Genomic DNA, 237 nt, shown 5'->3' with positions numbered 1-237 from the left:
CTTTGTGATTCATGACTGGGGTGAAGTCGTAACAAGGTAACCGTAGGGGAACCTGCGGTTGGATCACCTCCTTACCTGAAGATACCTTCCCGCGAAGTGCTCACACAGATTGTCTGATAGAAAGTAACGAGCAGAAAAACCTCTACAGGCTTGTAGCTCAGGTGGTTAGAGCGCACCCCTGATAAGGGTGAGGTCGGTGGTTCAAGTCCACTCAGGCCTACCAGATTTGTCTCATGC

1 tRNA gene and 1 rRNA gene are annotated in these 237 nt (G+C 50.6%); both read left to right on the top strand.

Annotation, left to right across the window (positions count from 1 at the left end):
* Positions 1-74: ribosomal RNA gene (locus tag C1Y41_RS19770) — 16S ribosomal RNA — on the top strand; the annotation flags it as partial.
* Between the two features lie 72 nt (positions 75-146).
* Positions 147-223, top strand: a tRNA-Ile gene (locus C1Y41_RS19765).
* Positions 224-237 lie beyond the last annotated feature (14 nt).

Source organism: Pantoea sp. ICBG 1758 (genome assembly GCF_002928325.1).
In the GTDB taxonomy this organism is placed as follows: domain Bacteria; phylum Pseudomonadota; class Gammaproteobacteria; order Enterobacterales; family Enterobacteriaceae; genus Pantoea; species Pantoea eucrina.
This window is presented reverse-complemented; position numbering and strand designations above follow the sequence as displayed.